Origin of the sequence: Nonomuraea sp. NPDC049624 (assembly GCF_040675255.1) — a bacterium.
Taxonomy (GTDB): Bacteria; Actinomycetota; Actinomycetes; order Streptosporangiales; family Streptosporangiaceae; genus Nonomuraea.
The window spans coordinates 294,639-314,984 of the sequence record NZ_JBFAOR010000010.1 but is presented as its reverse complement, the minus strand read 5'-3'; the positions used below and the strand labels follow the sequence as shown (position 1 = coordinate 314,984).

Sequence of the window (20,346 nt, the reverse complement as noted above, 5' to 3'; positions counted from 1 at the left end):
GTCAGGCCGCCCGTCCGGCGAAGGCGTCGACGCCGGTCAGCTCGGCCGACAGCCGCCACAGGCGGGCGGCCTGCTCGGGGTCGGTGGCATGGGGATGCACGCCGCCGCCGGAGCCGTCGGCGGGCTCGGCGATGTCGCAGTCCTCGCAGTAGACGCCGCCCATGCCGTCGAGCTGCGGGGAGGTGGCCGCCCACACCTGGGTGGCGGCGCCCTGCTCAGGGGTCTTAAAGCTGGTGTTGAGCTGGTTGCCCTGCTCGTCGATCCAGCCCGCCTCGACCATCTCCTGCTTGGTCAGGTGACGCTGGAGCGGGGTCAGGATGCCGCCGGGGTGCACCGCGAACGCCCGCACGCCCGCGTCCTCGGCCAGGGCGTCGAGGTGCACGGCGAACAGCACGTTGGCGGTCTTCGCCTGGCCGTAGGCCTGCCACTTGTCGTAGCCGCGTTCGAACATCACGTCGTCCCAGCGCATGCCGGAGCGCCGGTGGCCGGCGGAGGAGACGGCCACGACCCGGCCGCCGCCGCGCTCGACGGCCGGCCACAGGCGGTTGACCAGCGCGTAGTGGCCGAGGTGGTTGGTGGCGAACTGGGCCTCCCAGCCCGGCCCGACCCGCGTCTCGGGACAGGCCATGATGCCGGCGTTGTTGATCACGAGGTGCAGGTCGCGGCCGGAGGCCAGGAACTCCTCGGCGAAGCGCCGCACGCTGTCGAGGTCGCCCAGGTCGAGCTCGCCCACCTCGACGCGGTCGAGGCCGGCCAGGGCCTCCTCGGCCGCGTCGCGACGCCGGGCCGGGACGACGACCTGGGCTCCGGCCTCGCTGAGCGCGCGGGTGGTCTGCAGGCCGAGGCCGGAGTAGCCGCCGGTGACGAGCGCGACCCTGCCGGTGAGGTCGATGCCCTTGAGCACCTCGTCCGCGGTGCTTCTCGCGCCGAAACCCGAACCGATCCTGTGCTGAGGCGTTGTCATGGGACCGACGTTACGAATTGAAGTGCGCTCTAAGTCAAACCGACCCGCCGGGACCGCCCGGATCAGAGGCCGAGCGCCGGGGCCAGGCGCTGGAGCCGGCTCAGGGCGTCGTCGAGGTCGGGCGCGCCCGGCGACAGCGGCTGGACGGCCACGTGGTCGGCCCCCGCGTCGAGGTGGGCCCGCAGCCGCGCGGCGACCTGCCCTTCGTCGCCCCAGGCCACGATGGCGTCGGCCAGCCGGTCGCTGCCGCCGCCCGCGAAGTCGGCGTCGGTGAAGCCCAGGGCGCGCAGGTTGCCCAGGTAGTTGGGCAGGGTCAGGTAGTAGGCCAGGTGGGCGCGGGCGATCTCGCGGGCCCTTGCCGGGTCGGTCTCCAGCACCACGGCCTGCTCGGGCACCAGCAGCCGGTTCGCGCCGAGGACGCGGCGGGCCTGCTCGGTATGCTCGGGCGGCACGAAGTAGGTGTGGGCGCCGTCGGCCCGGTCTCTGGACAGCTCCAGCATCCGGGGCCGCAGCGCCGCCAGCAGCCGGGGCGCCCGCGCCTCGGGCAGGCCCTCCTCGGCGGCGTCCATGCCGTCGAGGTAGGCGCGCATCGCGCTCAGCGGCTTGTCGTAGGCGTGCCCGCGGCTGCCGACCAGCGGGCCGTGGCTGACCCCGATGCCCAGCACGAACCGGCCGGGGAAGGCGTCGGCCAGCGTCTTCGCGCCCGCTGTCATGCCCGTCGCGTCGCGGCCCCAGATGCTGGCGATGCCGGTCGCGACCGCGACGCGGGTGGTGGCGGCCAGCAGGACGGCCGCGGTGGTGAGCGGCTCCTTGCTCTGCCGGCCCTCGTTGATCCACACGGAGCCGTAGCCCAGCCGCTCGATCTCGGCCGCCGCGCGCCGCGCCTGCTCGGCGGGGGCCTTGCCGATCAGCGGATGCCACACCCCGAAGTGCCCGGTCTCCATGGCCGCTCCCTCGACTAGAATGTTCGATCGAGATGGAACACTACACCAATGTTCGACCACCATCGAACAGAACACGCGGCCTGACCCACACCTCGCCCGTCGAGGTGTCGCTGCAGGCCGCCCTCGACGCGCTCGGCGACCCGGTCCGCCGCCGCATCGTCCGCGAGCTGGCCGGGGAGCCCGACTGGGCGCGCGCCTGCGGCACGTTCGCCCACCTGCCGGTGGCCAAGTCCACGCTCAGCCACCACTTCGGGGTGCTGCGCCAGGTCGGCCTGCTGGAGCAGCGCGACGAAGGCGCCCGCCGGCTCAACCGGCTGCGCCGCGCGGAGTTCGACCAACGGTTCCCCGGCCTGCTCGCCCTCGTCGTCGAGGAGCCGGAGGGCGCCTAGGGCATGCGCCGGCCCAGGCGGGTAGGGGCAGGCCCATGCAGATGCGCCCGTTCGCCCGCAACCTCCTCGCCACCACGGCCGCGGTCACCGCCACGGCCACCCTCGGCAGCCTGGCCACCTCCTCCGGCTCGGCCTGGTACCGCCGGCTGCGCAAGCCCCGCTGGCAGCCGCCCACGCAGGCGTTCGGCCTGGTCTGGACGCCGGTCTACGCCCTGATCGCCTACGCCGGAGCCCGCGCGCTGACCAGCGGAGACGACCGGGCCGGCCTGGCCCGCGCCCTGGGCGCCAACCTCGCGCTCAACGCCGCCTGGACCCCGCTGTTCTTCGGCGCCCGCTCCCCGCGCCTGGCGCTGGCCGACATCGTCGCGCTCGACGCGGCCAACCTCGTGCTGCTGCGCCGCTTCCTGCGCGCCGACCGCCGCGCCGGGCTGGCACTGCTGCCCTACGTCGGCTGGACCGCCTTCGCCACCGCGCTCAACGCCTCCATCGCCGCCCGCAACCCCTGACCGGAACCCCGCCCGAAGGCGGGGCCCCGCTCGCGCGGTCAGGAGACGCGCAGGTCGTCCACCGCCCAGTACCAGTTGTTGGTCGCGTCGAAGTAGTGGAACTTGACCCTCATCGACCTCGCCCCGGCCGGCACGGTCACCTTCAGCGACTCGTTCCTGGCGATCGCGTCGGCCGTGTAGTTCTTGACCAGCGTGTCCGCGCCGCCGTCGAACGACACGAGCACCTGCGCCTTCTGCGCGCCGTCCACGCGGTAGTGGGTGGCGTAGGCGAGCGTGACGGACGCCCGGCCGGTCACGGTGTAGGCGGGCGAGACGAGCGTCGAGTCGAACGGGCCGGTCCCGTGCGACTTGTCGTCCCATTCGTCGGAGTCGGCCACCGCGAAGGTGCCCCTGGCCCGGACGTTCAGCTCCCGCTGCTGGTCACGGGCCGTCCGCGACCAGAACTCGTCCGTGGTGAACGCCCAGCCGCGCCACTCCTGGACGCCCCCCGACGGCATCCTGGACGCGTCCACCGACCAGCCCGCGGGCGGCGTGTGCGAGTAGCCGAGCACGCCGGCCGGGACGCCGGTCTCGTCGGTCCTGCCGGACAGCGCGACGCCCTCGAACGGGTCGCCGGTCCTGGTGTCGACGCGCCGCCCGTCGATCCCGTCCGGCACGGCCAGGCCCAGCCCGGTGAAGACCGCGGCCGTCACGTCCACCAGGCGCGTGTCGGCCGGCCGCGCCCCGGCGGCCAGGCCCGGCCCGGAGGCCAGGACGAACGTGCGGCGCTCCTCGATCGAGGACCCGCCGTGCCCGCCCGCGTCGGTGTGCCCGTGGTCGGTGGCCACGATCACCGTCCAGCGCTCGGCCGCGTACGTCGGCCTGGCCCTGACCGCGGCCAGCAGCCGGCCGATCCGGGTGTCGGCGTCGTGGATCGCGGCCAGGTAGGCGGCCGAGCCTGCGCCGCTGTTGTGCCCGGCGATGTCGATCGCGCCCAGGTAGACGAAGGCGGCGTCCGGGTTCTTCGTGCGCAGGACGGTCTCGCTGACCTGGGTGAGGCGTTCGTCCTCGGCCGGGTAGCCGTCGGCGTCGCCGTCCAGGACCACCCTGGCGTCGATCCGGGGGCCGAACGTGCCCTGGTCGGCGAGCGGCTTCCAGTCGAGGGCCGCGTAGGTGGAGTGGCCGGCGCCGGTGTTCTCCAGCCGGGTCAGGAAGTCGGGGTAGCGGTCGTAGTGCTTGCCGGCGAAGGTGTTGTCCTTGACACCGTGCAGGTCGGGCCAGACGCCGGTGGCGATCGTGGACCAGCCGGGGCCGCTGGAGGTGGCGGCCATCGGGCTGGTGTAGAGCAGGCTCGTGCCGAACGTGCCGCCGCTGATCAGGGCGTCGAGGTTGGGGGCGTCGGCGGGGGCGATGCGGTCGTGGCGTAACCCGTCGAGGCCGATGACCAGGACCTTGTCGCTGCTGATGCCGTTCGGGACGTCGGGCACGGGCACGGGCGCGGCCAGGGCGGTCGCGCCGTTGAGCACCTTGCCCTCGGGAGCGGGTGCGGGATCGGCCGCCTGGTTCGCCAGGGCCGCCGGCGCGGGGACCGACACGGCCGCGGCCACGAGAGCGGGCAGGATGCGCCATCGTTGCATGGACGTACTCCTCGCTGAGTGCTGGGGTGATCCGGCTGCAGGATCTCCAGCGTCGGGCGGGTGCGTGAATAGCGTCTTTCCGATGGACGCCATAGAGGGAAAAGGGGGCCCAAATGGGCAGCAGCCAACGTCCCGCCGCCCGCGTCGTCTGCCTCGACCGCGACGGGCGCGTCCTGCTCATGCACTGGTACGACCCGGTCAGCGGCGCGGACGTCTGGGAACCGCCGGGCGGCGGCCTCGACCCGGGCGAGACGCCGCTGGAGGCCGCCCGGCGGGAGCTGACCGAGGAGACCGGGCTGCCCGGCTCGGCCGTCGGCGAGCACCGGGTGGACGTCGAGCGCGACTTCTCCTGGCTGGGCGTGCGCTACGTGAAGACCGAGCCGTTCTTCCTGGCCACCTTCGACCAGGCGCGCCCGCCGGTGACCCCCGCCGCGCTCACCGAGGAGGAGCTCGGCGTCTACCGCGGTCACACCTGGGCCGAGGAGCTGCCGGACGGCGTCGAGCCGCCGGAGCTGGCCGCCGTGGTGGCCGCCCTGCGCGCCGCCGCGCGCCGCTGACCCCACCGCCGACCCCGCCGCCGACCCGCCGCCGAACCCGCCGCTACGGCGGACGGGCCGGTGTCGCCGGTGTAGGCGATCACCCGGCCGCCCGCGCTCAGCCGCAGCCCGGCGTTGGGCACGTGGTGCGGCAGTGAGAAGGCGTCGAGCCGGAAGGGGCCGAGCTCGCGCGGCGTGCCCGGCTCCAGGTCGTGCAGCTCGAAGCTGCCGGCCAGCATGCCGCGCCGGTCGAGCGCGAGCACGGCGTCGAGCGCGCCGGGCGGCGCGTGCACGGGCAGCGCGGCCAGCAGCGGGTTGAGGTCGGAGCAGTGGTCGGGATGGCCGTGGCTGACCAGGACGGCGTCGACCCGCTCGGCCGGCGTGGTTTCGAGCAGCCGCGGCAGCGTGGCGTAGCCGGGATCGACGAGCACGCGGAACCCGTCGTGCTCGACGAGGTAACCGTTGCACGCCTGACCCGCCGCCGACCACGCCCCGCACCCGCCCAGCACCGTGATCCGCATGATCCCCGACTCTAGCGGGGCTGATGCCCCAGCTCGGCCAGCGTGGTGGACATCAGGCCGCGCAGCAGCGGGCCGGCCAGGCCCTCGTGCACGGACTCGACCGGCAGGCCCTGCGCGATGCGGGCGTGGTAGGACTCGCGGTCGCGCTCGCCGGTGTAGGGCAGCGCGGTCATCGCCACGACCACGGTGGCCCGGGTGCCGCCGCGCGGCAGGACGGCGACGGCGTGGGTGCGCAGGCAGGTCTCGTCGGGGGCGCCGTACCAGCCGCACTTGACGCCGGCCTCGGGCGAGCCGAGCGCCTCGCGGGCGCCGAACGTCTGCTCGCCCGCCACCTGCCGCATCCACGCCAGGACGGTGGCCGCCACCGGGTCGCCCGCCGCCGCGGCCTGCGCGAACACGGCGTAGGCGGCGGCGACCTCCTCGGCCGAGACCTCCACCGAGCCGAAGCGCGACGGGTCGCCGCCCGGCTGGGCCCACCGTACGCCGGTGCGCCGGTAGAGGTCGTCCAGCAGCACGCGGGGGCCGATGGACAGCCAGAGGCTGAGCGTGTCGGCGTTGGAGGAGACGACCACGGCGGGCTCGGCGTGGCGGCGCCAGCGGTCGGCGTCGTCGATGTGGGCGGCGGCCACCCAGGCGTAGAGCGGCTTGAGCAGCGAGGCGCAGCGCAACCGGGCGGGGCCGGAGCGCACGCTCATCGTCCGGGCGGGCGGGCCGCCGTAGCCGCGCCTGATGCCCGCGGCCTGTGCTCCGGCGCTGTCTTGGAGGTCTTTCAGCAGGTCATTGAAGGCCACCGTCCCACCGTAGACCTACGGGGCGGTCCGCCAGCGCCCTTCGTACCACTCCGCGCTGGGTGGCTCGCCGGGCAGCGGGGTCGCGCCGGGGGCGCGCAGGCCGTCGAGCGCGATGGCCAGCAGGCGTTCCTTGACCCGCTGGTGCTCCTCGCTCGGCGGGCCGGGGGCGGGCCTGCTGAACTGCTCGATGAGCAGCGAGACGTCGAGCGTGGTGACGTCGGGCCGCAGCGCCCCGGCCTCGCGGGCCCTGGCGACGAGGGTGCCGGCCAGCTCGGTGGCCCGGCGGGAGGTGCGCCACATCTCGTCGGTGACCTCGATCGTGCCCGCCACCGGGGCCAGCGCGCCGGAGCGGCCGGCGACGCAGGCGCGCACGTACGCCTCCAGCCCGGTCCACGGGTCGGGCTCGGCCAGGGCCGACTCCAGGTTGTCGACCACGCGTTCCATGGCGATCAGGCAGAGCCGCTGCAGCAGCTCCTCCTTGGTGCGGTAGCGCCGGTAGAGGCTGCCCATGCCGACGCCGGCCTGCCTGGCGATGGCCGAGACCGGCGCGTCGAACCCCTGGGTCGTGAACACCTCGTGGGCCGCCTGGAGCAGCCGCAGATCGTTCCGCGCCGCCTCGGCCTGCCTGCCGCGTCCTGCCATGCCGTACAGGATATTGCGGAGCGTTGCGCTCCGATATACGGTTCCTTTCGGAGCGAAGCGCTCCGATAAAGGAGGAATGTCATGCGTGCGGTGGTTCTGCGGGAGGTCGGCGGTCCGGGGGCGCTGGTGGCGGAGGAGGTGCCCGACCCCGTTCCGGGGCCGGGTCAGGTGCTGGTCGAGGTGGCGGTCGCGGGCGTCACGTTCGTGGAGACGCAGGTGCGCGCAGGACGGGGGCCGCGCGCGGCCGAGCTGCCCGCGGTCCTGGGCAACGGGGTGGCGGGCACCGTCCTTTCGGTGGGCGAGGGCGTGGACGCGGCGCTGACGGGCTCCCTGGTCGTCACCACGCTCGGCGGCTACGGCGGTTACGCCGAGCTGGCGGTGGCCGCCGCCGAGGACCTGATCCCGGTGCCCGCCGGGCTGTCGCCGCGCGAGGCCGTGGCGTTGCTGGCCGACGGGCGCACCGCCGTGGGGCTCGTCCGCGCCGCCGCGCCGCAGCCCGGCGAGTGGGTGCTGGTGGAGGCGGCCGGCGGCGGGGTGGGCAGCCTGCTGGTGCAGCTCGCCCGCGCCGCGGGCGCGCGCGTGGTCGGCGCGGCCGGCAGCGCCGCCAAGCGCGACCTGGCCGCACGCCTCGGCGCCGAGCTGACGGTCGACTACACCGCCCCCGGCTGGGCCGACGAGGTGCGCGCCGCGACCGGCGGCCTGGACGTCGTCTTCGACGGCGTGGGCGGCGAGATCGGCGCCCAGGCGCAGGATCTGCTGAAGGACGGCGGCCGCTTCAGCGCGTACGGCATGGCCGGCGGCCCGATGACCACCCCCGGCCCGCGCGTGACCGCCGTCGCCTGGCCCGCGGCCGACCCGCGCGAGCTGGCCCGCGAGGCCCTCGACCTGGCCGCCGCCGGCCGCCTGCGTGCCACGGTCGGCAACGTGCTCCCCCTGGAGTCGGCGGCCGAGGCGCACGCCGCCGTCGAGGCCCGCGCGGTCACCGGGAAGACCCTGCTGCTGCCCGCGCGGGCCAGGACGATCCTGGTCACCGGCGCCACCGGCAACCAGGGCGGCGCGGTGGCCCGGACCCTGCTGGCCCGCGGCTGGGCGGTCCGCGCCCTGGTCAGGGACCCCGCCTCGGACGCCGCCCAGGCCCTGGCAGCGCTCGGCGCCACCCTGGCCAAGGGCGACCTGGACGACCCCGCCTCGCTCCGGGCGGCCATGACCGGCGTGCACGGCGTGTTCAGCGTGCAGGCCCTGGCCGTGACGAGGGAGGAACTGGCCCGCGAGGTGCGCCAGGGCGTCGCGGTCGCCGACGTGGCCGCCGGGCTGGGCCTGGCGCACCTGGTCTACAGCTCGGTCGGCGGCGCCGAACGCGACACCGGCATAGAGCACTTCGCCGGCAAATGGGAGATCGAGCGGCACGTCGCCGGGCTGGGCCTGCGGGCGACGGTGCTGCGCCCGGCGTTCTTCATGACGAACCTGCTGTACTACGCCGAGCCCGCCGGGGACGAGCGGGTCATCGCGCTGCCGTTCCGGCGCATGCAGCTCGTCGCGCCCGACGACATCGCCCACTTCGCGGCGGAGGCGTTCGAGCGTCCGGCGGAGTACGCGGGCCGGGCGCTGGAGATCGCCAGCGACGAGCTCACCGGCGCCGAGATCGCCGAGGTCTACCAGCGGGTCACCGGCACGCCCACCCGGTTCGAGCAGACCGCGCCCGGCGGGGAGCGCATGTACGAGTGGTTCCTGGAGAGCGGCTACCAGGCCGACATGGCCGCGCTCCGCGCCCGCCACCCCGGCCTGCGCACGTTCGAGTCCTTCCTGCGCGAGCGGCTGGCCCGCTGACCGCCGCCGTCCCGAGTCAGGACAGCGCCGCCTCGAAGCGGGACCGCAGCTCCGACAGGCGGCCGACCGGCTCGGCGCTGTAGACGAGCCGGACGTACCGGGGGGCCACGCTCTCCCCCCAGGCCGTCATGGGGGTGGCCGCCACGCGTCCGCGGTCCAGCAGCCGGGCCGACAGGTCCTCCGCGGTCAGCCCCATGGCCCCGGCGTCCACCAGGACGGACCAGCCGCCGCCCGCCCGGACCACCGGCAGCCCGTCGAGCTGGGCGAGCACGGTGTCGTGGCGGGCCTGGTACTCGGCCGCCGCCTCCGCCACCCCCGCGCCCGCCGGGTCGGTGAGCGCGGCGGCGGCGCCGTACTGGTGGTATCCGCTGGCCACGGTGGTGTTGTAGATGGTCGCGACCATGATCCGGGACATGATGTCGGCGGGGCCGGCGACCCAGCCGATCCGCCAGCCGATCATCCGGTACTCCTTGGACATCGACCCGATGATGATCGTGCGCTCGGCCAGGCCGTCCACCTGGCAGGGGTTGATCCGCGGGTGTCCGTCGAAGACGATGCGCTCCATGGCGGCGTCATAGATCAGGTACGCGCCCGTACGCTCGCACACCCGCGCGACCGCCTGCCAGTCCTCCCGGTCGAAGACCACGCCCGACGGCATGGACGGGCTCATCAGCAGCAGCGCCGCCGCGGCGGGCACCCGGGCGAGCGCCTCGCGGTCCAGCCGCCAGCGCCCGTCCTGCACCAGCAGCGGCACCAGGTGCGGACGCGCACCCGACAGCCGCACCCGCTGCAGCAGGCCGGCGTAGGTGGGGTCGGTGAGCAGCACGGGCTCGCCCGGCTCGGTCGTGGCCAGCAGCACGGGCATCACCGCCGACGTCCCGCCGGAGGTGATGCACACCTGCCGCAGAGGGTCGTAGTCGAGCCCGGTACGCGCCCGCAGCTCGGCGGCGACCGCCTGGCACAACACCGGCAGCCCGGTGAACGGCAGCCAGCTGTTGCCCGTCCCCTCCTCCAGTGACCGCCTGGTCGCGGCCACGGCGGACGGCGGGGGCGGGACGTCGGTGTCGAGGTTCTCCAGGCGCAGGACGTCGGCGTCCGCCCCGGCGGCCGCGGCCACCTTGTCGATGTCGAACGGCTGCACCTGCGCGAACCGGGAATTGGGCCGCATGACCGCACCTCCGAGCTTCGTTCCGTATATGGAACACCTTGGGGCATCCACGCTCCTCCAGTGGGGACGCGGGTGTCAAGGGGCGGCGCGGAGGCGCCGTCGGCGGTCAGGCCGGGCCGGGTCAGGCCAGCGTGCGGTCGGCCGGGCCGTCGTAGTGGTCCGGCCCCTGCATCGACAGGTCCAGCGGCTGGACCATGTCGGAGTTGGCGGAGGCCCGCCAGCCCTTCTCCCTGGTCATCTCCTCGATCGAGTGCGCGCACAGCGACAACGACCTGCACACGATGAACATGGCCTTGAGCTGCAGCGGCTCGTAGCCCATGTCGAGGCCGACACAGCCCATCGAGCCGGGGCCGTTGAGCCAGATCCGGCGGCCGAAGACGCCTTCGGTGGCCTCCTCCATCGCGCGGGCGATGCGGACGTACCGGCCGGTGACGCCCAGCTCGTCCGACAGCTCCAGCAGGCGGGCGGTACGCGGGTCGCGGATGTGCTGGGCGTGGTGGAACCCGGGCATGCGCTCGCGGCGTTCGCGCATCTCGGCGACGACCTTGGCGGCGGCCTCCTCGTCGCTCAGCCCGTCGCGCTCGGCCCGCTCACCGACCGAGAGGAACATCTCGGCGGGCCGGTCGGCGGTGCCGTGCAGCCGGCCGATGCCGGCGACGCCCGCCGCGACGGCCGCGTTCAGCTCGGCTCCGCCGGAGGTGGCGAAGCGCACGGTGGCCGAGGAGGGCGACATGGCGTGCTCGGCCATGTTCACCAGGATCGCCTCGGTCATCCGGCCCACCTCGGGGGTCGGCAGCTCGCCGCGCAGCACCAGGTGGAAGTGCTCGGCGAAGGAGATGTTGCCGGTCAGCTCGTTCACATCGTACCCGCGCACGACGATCCGGTCCTTGTTCTTCCAGGCGATCGCCGTCTCCCAGGCGAACGGCTTCTTGTCGGTCAACGGGCTTTCCTTTCAGGGAAGTACACGCACGCCGGGTCGATCTCCTCGCGCAGCAGGCGGAGGTCCTCGGGGTCCGGCGGCATCACAATTTCCAACGAATCCCGAAATTTCGGGGTAAAGCCGGTGTTGTTGAGTACGTCCGTGACGCTCGCCCCCGGCATGAGCGCCGTCACGGTCAGCGCCGAGTCCTCGGCCTCCATCACGCACAGGTCGGTGACGACCTTGACGCGCAACGGCCCGAGCCCGGCCTTGGCCCGCTCCCCCGGCCCGCCCAGGAACCCCGGGCTGGTGACGTAGTCGCAGCGGGCGGGGAAGCGCCGCTTCTCGTGGTCGGTCAGGATCACCACCTGCCGGCAGTGGCTGGCGATGTCGTTGGCGCCGCCGCTGCCGGGCAGCCGCACCCGCGAGCCGTCCGGTCTCGGAACCCAGGTGGAGTTGATGTTGGCGTACTCGTCCACCTGGGCCCCGCCGAGGAAGCCCGTACGGACCAGCCCGCGCTGCACCAGCCCGCCCAGCGCCTCGAACAGCGACCCGTGCCGCGCGGCGCCGCGCATCAGCCGCGGGTCGACCACGGACACCGGCGTCGGCACGACCTTCGGGAACATCACCCCCGACTCGATGACGAGCTTGGCCTGCGGCGCGTGGGTGCGCTGGGCGAGCGTGGCGGCCAGCAGCGGCAGGCCGGTGCCGACGATCACCAGGTCGCCGTCGCGGATCTGCCGGGCGCCCTCGACGACCAGCAGTTCCCGCGGCAGGGCGGTCCACTGCGCGCTCACACCAGCCTCCCCATCTGCTCGGTCAGCGCGGCCCTGAGCGTGCCCGCCGGGTCGCGGGCCCTGAGGTGGTCGTCAAAGGACGCGCCCAGGTTGGCCCCGATCCACTCGCGCAGCTCGGCGTCCCCGGCCCGGCCCAGCGCCTGGTACTCCTTGATCTCCGGCTCGGCGAAGTCGTACGCGCGGTAGACGGAGGTCGGGAAGGCGCCGAAGGGCTGGTGGACGACCGCCGTCACGTACGCCTCCGGGATGGTGACCCGCTCGGGCCGGTCGGCGAACGCCCCGGCGGGCAGCACCTCCTCCGCCGACACGATCGTGGCGCGGGCGGCCCTGACCATGTCCACCTCGTGGGAGGTGACCCCCTCGATCACGACGTTCCCGGCCAGGTCGGCGCGGTTCGCGTGGATGATCGCCACGTCCGGCGTCATCGCCCGCAGCAGCACGACCGGCCGGCCGGTCCAGGGATCGGCCGACTCCACCGCCACCCCGTCCGCGACCAGGTCGGCCAGCAGGTCGGTGCCGAGCAGGCTGCGCGTCGGCAGGAAGGGCACCCCGACGGCCCCCGCGGCGAAGCGGGTGGCCATCGCCAGGTGCGAGTGGTCGCCGACGCCGACCTCGCCGCGCTCGACGGCCCGGCGCCAGGCGAACAGCGTGCCGTAACGTTCCAGGTTGCCGGTGCCCTGCTCGGTGCGGACCACCAGGCCCGCGGCCACCAGCATGTCGAGCGGCAGCGACAGGTTGCAGCCGACCACGGTCAGCCCGCCGATCCCCTGCCTGATCACCTCGTGCACCAGCGCCATCGGGCAGCGGTTGATGTTCTGGCCGCCCATCCCGACGACGGCCCCGGCGGGGACGTGCCGGGCGACGGCCTCGGCGGCCGTCAGTAACTTATGCACGCCGACCGCCACTCGGTGTAGAAGTCCCAGACCTGCGGCGAGCACTCGGGCGGGCCGAACTGCGACAGCTTGGCGCCCATGTGCGGCAGGTGCGCGTACGCGCCGACGCCGGGCCGGTTGACGTGCAGCATGCCCGCCTCGAAGCGGTCCAGGGCCTCGAAGATGGTCGCCGGGTCCTGGGTGAAGATCGTGCCGCTCATGCCGTACCTGACCGAGTTGGAGATGCGCATGGCGTCGTCGAAGCCGTCGCAGTCCACCACGGACAACACCGGGCCGAAGATCTCCTCCTGGGCGATCTCGCTGTCCCAGGGCACGTCGCGCAGCACGGTCGGCTGCACGTAGCAGCCGTCGGGCACGCCCTCGGTGTGCCGCTCGCCGCCGACGGCGACCTTGGCGCCGGCCTCCTGCGCGGCCTTGACCGCGTCCAGGCAGGCGCGCATGCGGGTCTCGTTCACCACCGGGCCGATCGTGGCCTCCTCCGACAGGCCCGGCCCCACCTTGAGCCGGGCCACCTCGGCGACCAGCCGCGACAGGAACTCCTCCTTGACGGCCCGGTCGACGATCACCCGGGAGGTGGCGCTGCACCGCTGCCCCGACTGCCCGAACGCGCCGAACACGGTGGCCTTTACCGCCTTGTCCAGGTCGGCGTCCGCGAGCACCAGGACCGCGTTCTTGCCGCCCAGTTCGAGCTGGGTGCGCAGCAGCCGCGGCGCGCCGGCCTGGTGGATGGCCAGCCCCACGGGCAGCGAGCCGGTGAAGCTGATCCCGGCCACGCGGGGGTGCGTCACCAGCGCCTCGCCCGCCGCGATGTCACCCTGCACGAGGTTGAGCACCCCGGCCGGGACGCCCGCGTCCACGAACGCCTCCACCAGCAGCGCCGAGGTCAGCGGCGTGAACGGCGACGGCTTGAGCACCGCCCCGCACCCGGCCAGCAGCGCGGGGGCGACCTTCCACATGGGGATGGCGAGCGGGAAGTTCCACGGCGTCACCAGGCCCACCACGCCGATGGGCGCGCGGAAGGTGTAGGAGAACGTGCGCGGCTCCTCGGCGGGCAGGGTCTCGCCCTTCAGCCTGCGCCCCTCGCCCGCGGTGAAGTCGAGGATGGCCAGGGCCCGCCTGACCTCGCCGCGCGCCTCCTTGATGAGCTTGCCCTGCTCGCGCGTGATCGCCTGGGCGAAGTCCTCGGCCCGCTCCTCGATCAGGCGCTCGGCGGCGCGCAGGTACTCGGCGCGCTTGATCGGCCCGAGTCCCTTCCACGCCGGCATCGCCGCCGCGGCGGCCTCCACGGCCAGCTCGACGTCCGCGCCACCGGACTCGGCGAAGTCCCCGATGTGGTCGGAGAGGTCGCCGGGGTTGATGTTCGGCCGGGTCTGCCCGCTCTCGGGGGCACGCCATTCGCCGCCGATGTGGTTGAGCAGGTAGCGACTCGGGATCGTCGCCATCGGGTTCCTTTCCGGTCAACTTCTGATACGGCAAAGCCTCACGGCCTGGGATGTTCCGGACAAGGGGGATTAGACCGATGCCCCCGATAGGCAGCCGTTATATGGCTCCGCCTATAGCGGCGATAGGCAAATCACGCATTGGCCGGACCGGTCCGCTGCACTAGACATGCCGGGGAAAAGACCTGCTCACGGCACTTGTCGAATTCACCCGGAATTAACCGAGGGTCCATATGAAGCATCGCACATGGGCGGTAATTGCCGCCTCATCCCTTTTCGCCCTCACCGCGTGCGGCAGTTCGGCCGGCGCCGGTGAATACGACTGGTCGGCCGCCCCGGACACCGGCAAGATCGCCGCCCAGGGCAAGGACCTGCCGACCTACGGCCTGGCCCCCGACTGGGCCAACTACGGCGAGGTCGTCAAGACGTTCTGCGCCAAGTACCAGGCCACCTGCGCCCACAAGGACACCGACATGTCCTCCTCGGAGGAGATCGTCAAGTTCGACGCCGAGAAGGACAACCCGATCGGCACGGCCAGCGACATCGGCCTCATGTGGGGGCCGGTGGCCGAGGCCAAGGGCGTGGTGCCGGCGTACCTGCCGCCGTCGGCGGGCAAGCTGAAGGACTGGCAGAAGGGCAAGGGCGGCTGGGTCGCCACGTTCGTGGGCGCGCCCGCGTTCGTCGTCAACACCGACAAGGTGGGCAACCCCCCCAAGAGCTGGCAGGACCTGCTCAAGCCCGAGTACAAGGGCCAGATCGCCATCAAGAACCCGGCCTCCTCCGGCACCGGCCAGGCCATGGTCGTCGCCGCCGCGGTCGCGGCCGGCGGCTCGGTGGACGACCTGACCCCCGCCTACACCTACTTCAAGAAGCTCAAGGACGCCGGCAACCTCAGCGACGTCAAGATGAGCGAGGAGACCCTGGAGAAGGGCGAGGCCCCCATCCAGATCAACTACGACTTCAACGGCCTGGCCCAGAAGGCGGCGCTGAAGGCCAAGAACGTCAACGTGGAGGTGATCATCCCCTCCGACGGCTCGGTCTGGTCGCCGTCCGGAATGATGATCAACAAGTACAACACGGCCAAGGGCGACTTCCTCAAGGGCCTGCTCGACTACGTGCTCTCCGACGAGGCCCAGACGCTGTTCGCCAAGTTCGGCGCCCGGCCCGTCCGCGCGCTCAACGGCGACCTGCAGCTCCCGGCCGAGGCCAAGGCCAACTGGCTGCCCGAGGAGTCGTACGCGCCGGTCAAGGAGATCGAGATCACGAAGGTCAATCCCGAGCAGATCGTCGCCGACTGGGAGGCGAAGGTCCTCGCGTGACGTCCCACATCACGGAGTCCGTGGCGGCTCCACCGGCCGCCGCCCGCCGCCGGTCCCCGGGCAGGCTGTTCACCGCCTGGGGCCCGGCCCTGCCGCTGCTGCTGTTCACGCTGGCCACGCTGGTGCTGCCGGCGCTGCGGCTGCTGCACGACACCTTCGCCCTGCCGGGCGGCGGCTACGGCTTCGACCACATCGTCAAGGTGGCGCGGAACCCGGTGGACCGCCAGGCCATCGGCGGCTCGCTCGCGCTCGGCCTGACCCAGGCCACGCTGGCCACCGCGCTCGGCGCGCCCGCCGCCTGGCTGATCACCCGGATGCGCCTCGGCGGCCGGGCCTTCTGGCTGTCGCTGATGAACGTCGCCTCCAACTTCGCCGGCATCGGCCTGGCCTTCGGCTTCGTCGCGCTGATCGGCTCGACCGGCATGCTGACGCTCGTGCTCAAGGGCCTGTTCGGGATCGAGGACAACCCGTTCCCCTCGCTCGGCTCCTTCAACGGCATGAACGTCGTCTACCTGTACTTCAACGTCCCGATGTTCGTGCTGCTCACGCTGCCCGCGCTCAGCGTGCTCAAGGACGACTGGCAGGAGGCCGCCGCGGTCTGCCACGCCACCCGATGGCAGTTCTGGCGGTACGTCGGCCTGCCGGTGCTCGCGCCGTTCGTGATCGCGGGCTGGCTGCTGGTCTTCACCTGGACGATCGGCGTCTACGCCGTCGCGTACGCCATCGGCTCCTCCCCCAGCGCGACCAAGCTCATCACCCTGCAGATCGGCAGCACGCTGGAGTCCTCGGTGTTCGGCCTCGGCCGGGCCGCCGTGCTGTCGGTGCTGCTCATGATCCTGGCCATCGGGGCGACCCTGCTCTACCGGCTCTCGCTCAGGCGCGCTGCGAGGTGGCTGTGAGAAGGCGCGTCTTCCTCGGCCTGCTGGCGGTCTACTTCGGGCTGCCGCTGCTGGCCGCCCTGCTGTACTCGGTGGCCACCCGCTGGACCGACACGCCGCTGCCCGACGGCTACACCCTGGCCCACTGGGCCGGCGTGTTCGCCGAGCCGGACGTCATGGCCGCCCTCGGGCGCTCGCTCGTGCTCTCGGCGGTCGTCGTGGTGATCGAGATCGTGCTGGTCGTGCCGGCCGCGTACTGGTCGGTCGTGCACAACCCGCGCATCGGGTCGATCGTGCAGACCATCGCGGTGATCCCGTTCGCCGTCCCGTGGGTGGTCGTCGGGGCGGGGATCCAGCTCGTCACCAAGTCGGTCGCGCCCGAGCTGTTCGGCACGTTCTGGCTGCTGGCCGCGGCCACCGCGGCGATCGCGTTCCCGTTCATGTACCGGGCGGTGGAGAGCTCGCTGCTGGCGGCGGGGGCCGTCCAGCTCAGCGAGGCCGCCGCCACGTGCGGCGCCGGGCCCGCCCGCACGCTGGTCGGCGTGATCCTGCCGGCGATCCGCGGCGGCGTCGTCTCCGGCGCGCTGCTGGTCATCGCGACCGCCATGAACGAGTTCGCGCTCGCCAAGATCCTCACCGGCGTCAGCTACGAGACGCTGCCGCTCTGGTCGGCCAGGCAGTTCGTCTCCCGGACGCTCGGCGACCCCAACGCGCTGGCCGTCGTCACCATCTTCACCTTCGGCCTGCTGTTCGCGCTGTCCGCGCTGGTCGTCTGGCTCGGCCGCGGCCGGGTGAGCGCGTCCATGGCCACCGCTCCGGTCCAGAAGGGCACCATTCCATGAGCCACGTCGTCCTCGACCGCATCACCAAGCGCTACGCCGGGCACACCGCGCTGAACGGCGTGAGCGTCAGCGTCGAGCAGGGTGAGCTGCTGGCCCTGCTCGGCCCGTCGGGCTGCGGCAAGACCACGCTGCTGCGCTGCATCGCGGGCCTGACCGGGTTCGACGGCGGGCGGCTGACGATCGGCGGCGCCGACATGGCCGGCGTGCCGGTGCGCAGGCGGCCCATCGGCATGGTCTTCCAGTCCTACGCGCTGTTCCCGAACCTCACCGTGGGCGGCAACGTCGCCTTCCCCCTGACCGTCAGGAAGCGGCCGAAGGGGGAGGTCAGGGACCGCGTGGCCGAGATGCTCGACCTCGTCGGCCTCGACCACCTCGCCGACCGCCTGCCGAACCAGCTCTCCGGCGGCCAGCAGCAGCGCGTCGCCCTGGCCCGCGCACTCTCCCCCCGTCCCGAGGTGCTGCTGCTGGACGAGCCCCTGTCCGCCCTGGACGCCCAGGTACGCCACCGCCTGCGCGACGAGGTGCGCCGCATCCAGCACCAGGTCGGCATCACCACCGTCTTCGTCACCCACGACCAGGCCGAGGCCCTGGCCATCTCCGACCGGGTCGCGGTGATGAACGCCGGCGACATCGAGCAGTGCGGGCCGCCCGCGGAGATCTACACCGCGCCCTCCACCCGCTTCGCCGCCGGCTTCGTCGGCAACCGCAACACCCTCGAACTCGACGCGGTCGGCGGCCGGGTCACCGCGGGCGGCGCGTTCGACGTCGAGGCGCCCGCGCCGCGCGTCCTGTGCATGTTCCGCCCCGAGGACGTCGAACTGGCCGCGGACGGCCCCGGCGCGCGGGCGGTCGTGGACGTGACGGTGTTCCTGGGCGCCACCACCCGCGTGTACGCCCAGGCGGGCCCCTCGGTGATCTTCGCCGACGTGCCGTCCAGGGCCGCCGCCGGCCTGTCGCCAGGAGACGAGGTACGCCTGCGGGTCGCCGCCGACCACGTCCAGGTGTTCCCCGCCTGACCCGGCCCGGGGCCGCCGGTCCCGGGGGTCAGCCGCCGAGCCCGAACCAGAGCACGGCGAACACCCCGCACGGCAGGCCGGCCAGCACCAGCGCGATCAGCACCCGCCACCGCAACGCGAGCCCCGGCCCGGTCACGAACGCCGCGACGGCCCCCGCCCCGGCGAACACGACCGCGGCGCCCACGGCCTGCGCGGCGGTGTACGGCACCGACGGCAGCAGCTTCCCGGCCGCCCAGAACGCCACCGCCGCCCCGGCGGCCACCAGGGCGGCGCGCCGCGCGGGCCGCACGTCCACGCGTTCCAGCACGTACGCGGCTCCGGCGAGCATGACCAGGCTGATCGCCAGCAGCGTGCCGAGTGCCGGGGCCAGGCAGTCCCAGTCGGCGCAGCCGACGCCCGCCCACGCCAGCCGGGCGGTGGCCCACCACAACACCCCCAGTGCCCCGCACACCCCCGCGGCTCGCCCTATACGCCCCGTCATGCATTAATCGTCCCACTGTCAGGAGGAGGCGGCCGCGCGGAGCTCGTCGGCCTCCGCCTCGGCGGTCCTGCCCAGGGCGCGCAGGGCGACGGCGCGGTTGGCGTACAGGTCGGGCTGCGGGTCCAGTTCGACGGCCCGGGTGAGGTCGGCGAGCGCGCCTTCGGCGTCGCCCGTGGCGTAACGCAGCACGCCCCGGTTGCCCCAGGCGGCGGCCAGCTCGGGGGCGTGCTCCAGGGCCAGGTCCAGGGCCGCGGCGGCCTCGTCGAAGCGGCCCGCCGCCGTCTCGAGCTGGCCGAGCACGGTCAGCAGGTGCGGGTTCTCCGGCGCGCGGGCGAGCCCGGCCGTGACGTCGGCCCTGGCCTCCTCGTCCCGCTCCGCCGCCGCCAGCAGCCCGGCGCGGTTGACGTAGGCGTCCAGGTAGCCGGGGTCCAGCTCGATCACCGTGCCGAGGTCGGCGAGCGCCCCCTCCACGTCACCCCGCACGGTACGCAGCTCCGCCCGGTTGTAGTACGCCTCCGGCAGCGGCGGCCCGGCCCGCATGGCCCGTTCGTAGTCGGCCAGCGCCTCCTCCGACTCGCCCAGCCGGAACAGCAGGTTGCCGCGTTCCAGGTAGGTGTCGGGGAAGCCGGGGTCGAGGGCGATGGCGGCGGCGTAGTCCTCCAGGGCCTCCTTGGGGCGGCCGAGCGCGCCGAGCAGCTGGGCCCGGTTGGTCAGCAGCACCATCCGGTGCAGCGGGTGCCGGTCGCCCAGCTCGCCGGCCAGCTCGACGGCCGACTCCACCAGCGACAGCGCGGCTTCCAGCCGTCCGTGCCGCAGCTCGACCAGGGCCAGGCCGTTGCGGTCGAAGCCGAGTTTGAAGGCCCGTTCCAGGGGGTCGGGCAGCAGCCTGGAGATGGCGATGGCCTCGTTGAGCCAGCGGCGGGCCCTGGCCAGGTCGCGCTGCGCCGGGTCGGGGTGGCGGGCGTCGAGCATGGCCGTCCCGTACGCGGCGGCGGCGTGCACGACCGGGTCCTGGCTGGCCGCGCGGGCCCGGTCCCACAGCGTGCGCGCCTCCTGGACGCGGCCGAGCCCGCCGAGCGCGGTGGCGGTGCGCTGGGCGAAGCGCCACCACCGGGCCTCCCCCGGTTCGGTCCGGGCCAGGCCGAGCTCGCCCAGCTCGGCGGCGGCGTGCAGGAAACCCTCGCGCATGCAGCGGTCCACCAGGGACCACAGCTCGTCGGCGCTGCGCTCGTCAGCAGGCGGCTCCGGGCCCTCCGCGTGGACCGTGACGGCCAGCGTGCCGGCCGGGACGCGCCGGGTCAGGACGTCGAGCAGCTCGGTGTCGGTGGGGTCGGCGTGCGCGCCGTTGCACACCGCGAGCCTCGCGCCCGGCCGCACGGCCGCGCGGACGAACTCGGCGATCCCGTTGGCCAGCCTCAGCGTACGGCGGGGCGCCGGCACCAGGATGCGCTCCTCGTCCGGCAGCCCGGCCTCGATGGTCGTCCGCCGGACGGGCACCTGCCCGGCCAGCTCGGGCGCGACCGCCCGGATCTCGATGTCGTAGGCCGCGACCAGCTCGCGCGGGGCGTCCGGCACCAGGTGCCGCAGCAGCGCGGCGCCCACGGTGTAGGGGCCGCGCGGCCGGCGATGCGCGTCGATGACCGGCATCAGCAGCCGCCCGGCCCCCCATCGGGCGGGTGGGCCGCCCTGGACGCCGAGGTGGGAGCTGTGCCCGGTCACCCCTTGTGGATGACGCCTGCGGTCCCTGCGAGCCTCGCGGTGCCTGGCTTACGGACGACGATGCGCTTCATGACGTGCCTCTCCGATGGGTGTGAATATCCATTATTCGGACACCCAACCGGATATCAAGATTTATGGT

At 73.6% G+C, this 20,346-nt stretch carries 21 protein-coding genes; 8 read left to right on the top strand and 13 right to left on the bottom strand.

Annotation, left to right across the window (positions count from 1 at the left end; all coding sequences use genetic code 11):
* Position 1 precedes the first annotated feature (1 nt).
* Positions 2-964: an SDR family NAD(P)-dependent oxidoreductase gene (locus tag AB0J76_RS37975; RefSeq protein ID WP_352322837.1), complete on the bottom strand. Its 963-nt coding sequence runs from the start codon at positions 962-964 to the stop codon at positions 2-4.
* 62 nt (positions 965-1,026) lie between these two features.
* Positions 1,027-1,908, bottom strand: coding sequence for a TIGR03620 family F420-dependent LLM class oxidoreductase (locus AB0J76_RS37970; RefSeq protein ID WP_352322838.1), 882 nt, complete (start codon positions 1,906-1,908; stop codon positions 1,027-1,029).
* A 32-nt stretch (positions 1,909-1,940) separates the two neighbouring features.
* Between AB0J76_RS37970 and AB0J76_RS37965 the strand changes: the two genes are divergently transcribed.
* Together AB0J76_RS37965 and AB0J76_RS37960 are read left to right on the top strand one after the other, a co-directional pair.
* Positions 1,941-2,297 carry a helix-turn-helix domain-containing protein gene (locus AB0J76_RS37965; protein ID WP_352322839.1) on the top strand — a complete coding sequence of 119 codons (357 nt, stop codon included), beginning with the start codon at positions 1,941-1,943 and terminating at the stop codon, positions 2,295-2,297.
* Positions 2,298-2,332: 35 nt separating this feature from the next.
* Positions 2,333-2,803: a TspO/MBR family protein gene (locus tag AB0J76_RS37960; protein ID WP_352322840.1), complete on the top strand. Its 471-nt coding sequence runs from the start codon at positions 2,333-2,335 to the stop codon at positions 2,801-2,803.
* A 38-nt stretch (positions 2,804-2,841) separates the two neighbouring features.
* Here AB0J76_RS37960 and AB0J76_RS37955 read toward each other — a convergent pair whose 3' ends face one another.
* Positions 2,842-4,419: an alkaline phosphatase family protein gene (locus AB0J76_RS37955; protein WP_352322841.1), complete on the bottom strand. Its 1,578-nt coding sequence runs from the start codon at positions 4,417-4,419 to the stop codon at positions 2,842-2,844.
* Between the two features lie 113 nt (positions 4,420-4,532).
* Here AB0J76_RS37955 and AB0J76_RS37950 point away from each other — a divergent pair, with 113 nt between their 5' ends.
* Positions 4,533-4,976 carry an NUDIX domain-containing protein gene (locus AB0J76_RS37950; RefSeq protein WP_352322842.1) on the top strand — a complete coding sequence of 148 codons (444 nt, stop codon included), beginning with the start codon at positions 4,533-4,535 and terminating at the stop codon, positions 4,974-4,976.
* Here AB0J76_RS37950 and AB0J76_RS37945 read toward each other — a convergent pair.
* From AB0J76_RS37945 to AB0J76_RS37935, 3 genes are read right to left on the bottom strand one after another with little or no spacing between them, the layout of a single operon-like run.
* Positions 4,886-5,476 (bottom strand): MBL fold metallo-hydrolase, encoded by a 591-nt coding sequence (locus AB0J76_RS37945; RefSeq protein WP_352322843.1) that lies wholly within the window; start codon positions 5,474-5,476, stop codon positions 4,886-4,888. The two genes, AB0J76_RS37950 and AB0J76_RS37945, sit on opposite strands and share 91 nt — an antisense overlap.
* An 11-nt stretch (positions 5,477-5,487) precedes the next feature.
* Complete coding sequence (locus AB0J76_RS37940; protein WP_352322844.1) at positions 5,488-6,267, bottom strand: hypothetical protein; 780 nt, start codon at positions 6,265-6,267, stop codon at positions 5,488-5,490.
* Positions 6,268-6,282: 15 nt separating this feature from the next.
* Positions 6,283-6,909 carry a helix-turn-helix domain-containing protein gene (locus AB0J76_RS37935; RefSeq protein ID WP_352322845.1) on the bottom strand — a complete coding sequence of 209 codons (627 nt, stop codon included), beginning with the start codon at positions 6,907-6,909 and terminating at the stop codon, positions 6,283-6,285.
* An 81-nt stretch (positions 6,910-6,990) separates the two neighbouring features.
* Between AB0J76_RS37935 and AB0J76_RS37930 the strand changes: the two genes are divergently transcribed.
* Positions 6,991-8,736 carry an NmrA family NAD(P)-binding protein gene (locus tag AB0J76_RS37930; protein ID WP_352322846.1) on the top strand — a complete coding sequence of 582 codons (1,746 nt, stop codon included), beginning with the start codon at positions 6,991-6,993 and terminating at the stop codon, positions 8,734-8,736.
* A 16-nt stretch (positions 8,737-8,752) separates the two neighbouring features.
* Here the strand turns inward: AB0J76_RS37930 and AB0J76_RS37925 are convergent, their stop codons facing one another.
* From AB0J76_RS37925 to AB0J76_RS37905, 5 genes are all read right to left on the bottom strand, one after another.
* Entirely contained in the window at positions 8,753-9,904 is a 1,152-nt protein-coding gene (locus AB0J76_RS37925; RefSeq protein WP_352322847.1) for a pyridoxal phosphate-dependent aminotransferase, read from the bottom strand.
* Positions 9,905-10,025: 121 nt separating this feature from the next.
* The gene (locus AB0J76_RS37920) at positions 10,026-10,844 is read right to left on the bottom strand and encodes a citrate/2-methylcitrate synthase (protein ID WP_352322848.1); all 819 of its coding nucleotides are present in this window, start codon (positions 10,842-10,844) and stop codon (positions 10,026-10,028) included.
* Positions 10,841-11,620, bottom strand: coding sequence for a CoA-transferase (locus tag AB0J76_RS37915; protein WP_352322849.1), 780 nt, complete (start codon positions 11,618-11,620; stop codon positions 10,841-10,843). The genes AB0J76_RS37920 and AB0J76_RS37915 overlap by 4 nt, the downstream gene beginning before the upstream one ends.
* Entirely contained in the window at positions 11,617-12,513 is an 897-nt protein-coding gene (locus AB0J76_RS37910) for a CoA-transferase (protein ID WP_352322850.1), read from the bottom strand. The genes AB0J76_RS37915 and AB0J76_RS37910 overlap by 4 nt, the downstream gene beginning before the upstream one ends.
* Positions 12,498-13,955 carry an aldehyde dehydrogenase family protein gene (locus AB0J76_RS37905; protein ID WP_352322851.1) on the bottom strand — a complete coding sequence of 486 codons (1,458 nt, stop codon included), beginning with the start codon at positions 13,953-13,955 and terminating at the stop codon, positions 12,498-12,500. The genes AB0J76_RS37910 and AB0J76_RS37905 overlap by 16 nt, the downstream gene beginning before the upstream one ends.
* Before the next feature lie 230 nt (positions 13,956-14,185).
* Here AB0J76_RS37905 and AB0J76_RS37900 point away from each other — a divergent pair, with 230 nt between their 5' ends.
* The 4 genes from AB0J76_RS37900 to AB0J76_RS37885 are packed head-to-tail and all read left to right on the top strand — an operon-like array spanning position 14,186 to position 18,007.
* Positions 14,186-15,271, top strand: a complete 1,086-nt coding sequence (locus tag AB0J76_RS37900; RefSeq protein WP_352322852.1) for an extracellular solute-binding protein — start codon at positions 14,186-14,188, stop codon at positions 15,269-15,271.
* Entirely contained in the window at positions 15,268-16,170 is a 903-nt protein-coding gene (locus tag AB0J76_RS37895; protein WP_352322853.1) for an ABC transporter permease subunit, read from the top strand. The genes AB0J76_RS37900 and AB0J76_RS37895 overlap by 4 nt, the downstream gene beginning before the upstream one ends.
* Complete coding sequence (locus AB0J76_RS37890) at positions 16,167-16,991, top strand: ABC transporter permease subunit (RefSeq protein ID WP_352322854.1); 825 nt, start codon at positions 16,167-16,169, stop codon at positions 16,989-16,991. Before AB0J76_RS37895 ends, AB0J76_RS37890 begins: the two co-directional genes overlap by 4 nt.
* Positions 16,988-18,007: an ABC transporter ATP-binding protein gene (locus tag AB0J76_RS37885; RefSeq protein ID WP_352322855.1), complete on the top strand. Its 1,020-nt coding sequence runs from the start codon at positions 16,988-16,990 to the stop codon at positions 18,005-18,007. The genes AB0J76_RS37890 and AB0J76_RS37885 overlap by 4 nt, the downstream gene beginning before the upstream one ends.
* Before the next feature lie 28 nt (positions 18,008-18,035).
* Here the strand turns inward: AB0J76_RS37885 and AB0J76_RS37880 are convergent, their stop codons facing one another.
* Both AB0J76_RS37880 and AB0J76_RS37875 read right to left on the bottom strand, forming a co-directional pair.
* Positions 18,036-18,488 carry a hypothetical protein gene (locus AB0J76_RS37880; RefSeq protein ID WP_352322856.1) on the bottom strand — a complete coding sequence of 151 codons (453 nt, stop codon included), beginning with the start codon at positions 18,486-18,488 and terminating at the stop codon, positions 18,036-18,038.
* Positions 18,489-18,506: 18 nt separating this feature from the next.
* The gene (locus tag AB0J76_RS37875) at positions 18,507-20,207 is read right to left on the bottom strand and encodes a tetratricopeptide repeat protein (protein WP_352322857.1); all 1,701 of its coding nucleotides are present in this window, start codon (positions 20,205-20,207) and stop codon (positions 18,507-18,509) included.
* Between the last annotated feature and the right edge of the window lie 139 nt (positions 20,208-20,346).